This window comes from Candidatus Izemoplasma sp., from assembly GCF_982632705.1.
Map to the genome: position 1 here is coordinate 1 of NZ_CEXEES010000063.1, position 5195 is coordinate 5195.

At 33.8% G+C, this 5195-nt stretch carries 4 protein-coding genes and 1 riboswitch; all 4 genes read right to left on the reverse strand.

The annotated features are described in order from the left end of the window. On the reverse strand, positions 1-2818 hold a 2818-nt coding region (locus AC2LE6_RS07590), incomplete at its 3' end, for a phosphoribosylformylglycinamidine synthase (RefSeq protein WP_484478667.1). Positions 2819-2820: 2 nt separating this feature from the next. After that, positions 2821-3882: a 5-(carboxyamino)imidazole ribonucleotide synthase gene (locus AC2LE6_RS07595; RefSeq protein ID WP_484478668.1), complete on the reverse strand. Its 1062-nt coding sequence runs from the start codon at positions 3880-3882 to the stop codon at positions 2821-2823. Next, positions 3879-4361, reverse strand: a complete 483-nt coding sequence (gene purE / locus AC2LE6_RS07600; protein ID WP_484478674.1) for a 5-(carboxyamino)imidazole ribonucleotide mutase — start codon at positions 4359-4361, stop codon at positions 3879-3881. Before purE ends, AC2LE6_RS07595 begins: the two co-directional genes overlap by 4 nt. A gap of 58 nt (positions 4362-4419) precedes the next feature. After that, a riboswitch (purine riboswitch) is annotated at positions 4420-4520 on the reverse strand. Next, a partial coding sequence (gene guaB / locus AC2LE6_RS07605) for an IMP dehydrogenase (RefSeq protein ID WP_484478669.1) occupies positions 4506-5195 on the reverse strand: 690 nt, incomplete at its 5' end. Its footprint overlaps the riboswitch before it by 15 nt.

Below are 5195 nucleotides of genomic sequence, written 5' to 3' on the forward strand. Positions count from 1 at the left end.
CTTTCTTGATTGTTTGTTGATTTAGTTTGATACATTCGTCAATTGTGAATGTTGCATCGTTTAGATATATGTTTGCTTCGTTTATTGTTCTACCTAGATATAATGCGTTTTGATAATCTAGTTTTGTGCTTGATTCTACAATGATAGACCCATAATTAAATTTAAATAATGGATAGATTGTTGTAATATCGATACCAACCTTGTTCCCAAAAGTACATTTGATTAGACCTTCAGATAATCCACCATGTTCTAGAGCAAAAGCACTGATTATGTTTTTCGCTTTTATGTTCTCATTGATGTAATCAAAGTTCTCTCTTAATAACTCATAATTAGGAACATTGATTCTATCTGGAGCATGATTAACTAGGTATACATAATTCCCCGCCTTTTTGAACTCAGGACTGATGATTTGATCTACTGTTGATGTGTTTACAGCGAACGATACTAATGTTGGTGGTACGTTGATGTCATGATAAGTACCACTCATTGAATCTTTTCCACCGATAGCCGGGAGTTTAAATTCTTTTAAAGATTTATATGCACCTAGCAATGCACTGAATGGTTTTGCCCACTTATGAGTATCATTGCTTAATCGTTCGAAGTATTCTTGGAATGTAAATCGGATTGATTTATAGTCTCCACCAGATGCAACATTTTTTGCCATTGATTCAATGACAGCATATTGTGCACCATGGAATGGACTCCATTCACTAATATATGGATTGAATCCATAACTCATCATACTTACTGTATTTGTTGTTCCATGTAGTACAGGTATTTTATGTATACTGTTTTGTGTTTTAGTTAGCTGGTATTTACCTCCGTAAGGTGCAAGAACTGTTGTTCTACCAATTGTTGAATCGAACATTTCAACAAGTCCTTGTTGTGATGATACGTTTAAATCCTGTAGCATTGATTCTATTCTTTCTTTTGTGTTAGTTCCATTATAGGATCTATCAAATGGATAATTCCTAGAAACTTTGGCAACATTGATTTCTGTTTTTTGTCTAATACCAGATGTTTCTATGAACTCTCTGTTTAGATCACAGATTACATTGCCTTTCCACTTCATTACTAATCTTTTCTCTTTTGTGATATCAGCAATTTTCACTGCTTCTATGTTTTCAGTGATACATAAATCAAGGAAAGCCTGTTGATCTTTTTTATCAATTACTACACTCATACGTTCTTGTGATTCACTGATTGCAAGTTCTGTTCCATTTATTCCATCGTACTTTGTCGGTACTTTATCTAAATCTATAAGCAAACCGTCTGCAAGTTCTCCAATAGCTACACTTACTCCACCTGCACCAAAGTCGTTTGATTTTTTTATTAGTTTTGTGACTTCTTTATTTCTGAATAATCTTTGTATTTTTCTTTCTTCAGGTGCATTTCCTTTTTGGACTTCTGCACTTGAAGTTTCAATTGATTTCTTGTTATGTGTTTTTGATGAACCGGTAGCTCCACCGATACCATCTCTACCAGTTCTTCCACCAAGTAGAATAACAATATCACCAGGTAATGGTGATTCGCGTCTAACGTTTGACGCTGGAGCTGCTGCGACAACGGCACCTATTTCCATGCGTTTTGCTTTGTATCCTTCATGATAGATTTCTTTTACAAATGTAGTTGCTAACCCAATTTGATTTCCATATGATGAATACCCATGAGCTGCCCCTTTTGATATCACTTTTTGTGGTAGTTTTCCTTCAATAGTATCTTTAATATCTTCAGTGATATTCCCAGCACCAGTAACTCTCATTGCAGAATACACATATGATCTACCTGATAGTGGGTCTCTTATCGCTCCACCGATACAAGTACTAGCTCCACCAAACGGTTCGATTTCTGTTGGATGATTATGTGTTTCATTCTTAAACATTAAAAGCCATTTTTCTGGTTTCTCATTTACATCCACATCAATATAGATACTTGCAGCATTTACTTCTTCTGACACTTCGATATCTTCTAAGTTACCCGTTGCCTTTTCGTATCGTGCATTGATAGTAGCTAGATCCATTAATGTAATTGGCTTATGATCTCTCTTTAGTGTTTTTCTTGTTTGTAAGTAATCTTCAAATGCCAATTCTATTTGGTGGGTAATTCGGTCCATTTGAAACTCAGCTTCAACAATCTCAGTTTCAAATGTTGTGTGTCTACAGTGATCACTCCAATATGTATCTAATACTTTAATCTCTGTTATAAAAGGATCTCTTTTTTCATCGTTTTTAAAATACATTTGGATGAACTCTAAATCGTCTAAAGTCATCGCAAGACCATAATCAGTGTGAAGAGATTTAAGTTCCGTTTTATTCAATTCAATAAACCCAGAAACAATCTCAACTGATTTTGGTTTATTCACAGTTTCAAGTTCTAATACTTCAAGGTCTTTCTCGCGTGCTTCTACTTTATTTATTAAGTAGTTTTTTATTTCATCTTGTTGTTTCTTTTTTATTGTTTCACTAAAGGTAATTACTGTACTACTTTTGATAATACATTCACTACTTGGATTCATTAGTTTAATACATTGAACCGCTGAATCAGCACGTTGATCGAATTGTCCTGGCAAGAATTCATAACTGATAACATTCTTAAGTAGTTTAGGTTTTTCTGTGATTTCATCTCTATTTGGTTCAGAGAATACTTCTACACTTGCTTTCTCAAAAATATCATTATCCATATTGAAAATATCGTATACCATGATATATCTTAATGAAGGTATATCAATTGATAGATTCTCAAATAACTCCTTATATAAATCATTTCGTTCAATATCGAACCCTGCTTTTCTTTCAACAAATATTCTTCTTTTATTCATTGTTATTTCTCCTTAGTGATAGTATCAATAAATACTTTTAACTTTTTACTATTTGGTGACATACAAGTGATATGTCCTATTTTTCTATTGTGTTTGTTTGAATCTTTGTAATAGTCATGTGCATCACAATGTTTAAAAATACTAGCGTGCTCATAATAGGATTTATTCTGACCTAATACATTAAGCATTACAGTAGGATTTACCAGTTCAGAAGTAATAACTTCTTCACCTGTAATTGCTAGGATGTGATTCTTAAACTGTGACGTTGTACATCCTTCAATTGAGTAGTGTCCAGAGTTATGAGGCCTTGGTGCAAATTCATTAAATAAAACATCGCTTCCTCTAACAAAAAACTCAACAGCAAGTGTTCCAATATAATCAAGATTTGATATTATTCTTTTTGTGAAGTTGATTGCCTTTTCTTGAATCATTATTGGTATGTCGTTTGTAATGGTTGATGTATGTAGTATTCCGTTTACATGCTTATTTACCGGGATTGGTAAAGTAACTATATTCCCAAAAACATCTCTTGATGCAACAACCGAAATCTCATAGTCGAAATGTATTAGTTCTTCGCAAATATATGTGAATCCAGAATTAAAATCAATTTGATTAACATCTTCTAACTTATCAATCATGTATTGCCCTTTACCGTCATATCCACCAGTAGTAGTCTTAACTATCGACGGGTAAAATAGGGCTTCACTACTACTTAACTCCATATATTTTGGAGTGGTAATCCCTAATCTTCTTGCATAATGTTTTTCAACAATTCTATCTCTTGAAATTCTCAATGCTTCTAATTTCTGAGGTATTTTATCAATATATATGTTTAGTACTTCTAAGTTCACATTTTCAAACTCATATGTGATAACATCGCAAGTACTATTAATATATGAAAGAGCATCCACGTCGTTATAGTCCTTATATATGTGTTCTTTAGAGAACCTAGTTATTGAACAATTAGGATTAGGATCTAATGAAATAATTTCATGTCCTAATTCAATAGCAGCTTCTGCCATCATCATTCCAAGTTGTCCTCCTCCAATTATTCCAATTATCATAGAACTAACTTTCTGTTTTCCAGAACATAGTCTGTTTGGTTTTTCTTGTATTGTTCTAGTTTTATTGCCAGTTCAGTATCATACACTGCAAGAATACTGATTGCGAATAAAGCAGCATTTTTAGCACCATCAATCGCCATTGTTCCAACAGGTACTCCTGGTGGCATTTGAACAATTGATAACATGCTATCCAACCCACTTAATTTTGATGATTTAATAGGTACTCCTACAACAGGCAATGTAGTTAATGATGCGACCATACCTGGTAAATGAGCAGCTCCACCTGCTCCAGCAATTATAACTTCGTGTCCTAATGATTTTGCATTCTTTGCATAATCAAATAATTTCTCAGGTGTTCTATGTGCACTAACAACATCTCTTGAGTATGGCACATCAAATTCTTCTAATACTTTACAAGCTTCTTTCATTACTTCCCAGTCACTTGTGCTTCCCATAATTACTCCAATTTTATTCATGATTTCCTCCTTAAAAATACAAAAAAATGAGATTTCTCACAAAGAAAAATCTCATTTAAAATTTAAATGATTTTCTTTGCGTAGTCCTAGAATTTACGGTCTAGGGTAGAGACTTGCTTACCTTATCTAAGCTATTATACGCTAATATTATTTCGTGTAATTTGGTGCTTCTTTAGTTATATGTACATCATGAGGGTGTGATTCTTTTAACCCTGCACCAGTAATTTTTACGAATTGGCCATTCTTGATTAATTCATAGATTGATTTGGTTCCACAGTATCCCATACCGCTTCGTAACCCACCAACCAATTGATATACAGTATCTGCAAGTTCACCTTTATACGGAACACGGCCTTCAATTCCTTCAGGTACTAACTTTCTTGCTTCTCCATTTCCTTTTTGGAAATATCGATCACTTGAACCACGTTTCATAGCAGCCAATGATCCCATTCCAACATAGGTTTTGAATCTTCTTCCTTGGTATATTACTTCTTCACCAGGTGATTCTTTTACACCGGCTAATAAAGAACCAAGCATAACACAATCTGCTCCTGCAGCTAATGCTTTTACGATATCACCTGAGTATTTAATTCCACCATCAGCGATAACACATGCATCAGTTTCTTTTAAATATTCGTATACATCATTTACAGCTGTTATCTGTGGTACACCCACACCAGCAATAACTCTAGTTGTACAAATGCTACCTGGTCCAACACCGACTTTAACAGTATCAGCACCAGCATCTACTAATGCTTTCGCAGCTTCTTTTGTTACTATATTTCCAGCAACAATATCTAAGTTAGGATATTGTTTTCTAATTACTCTTACAGTATT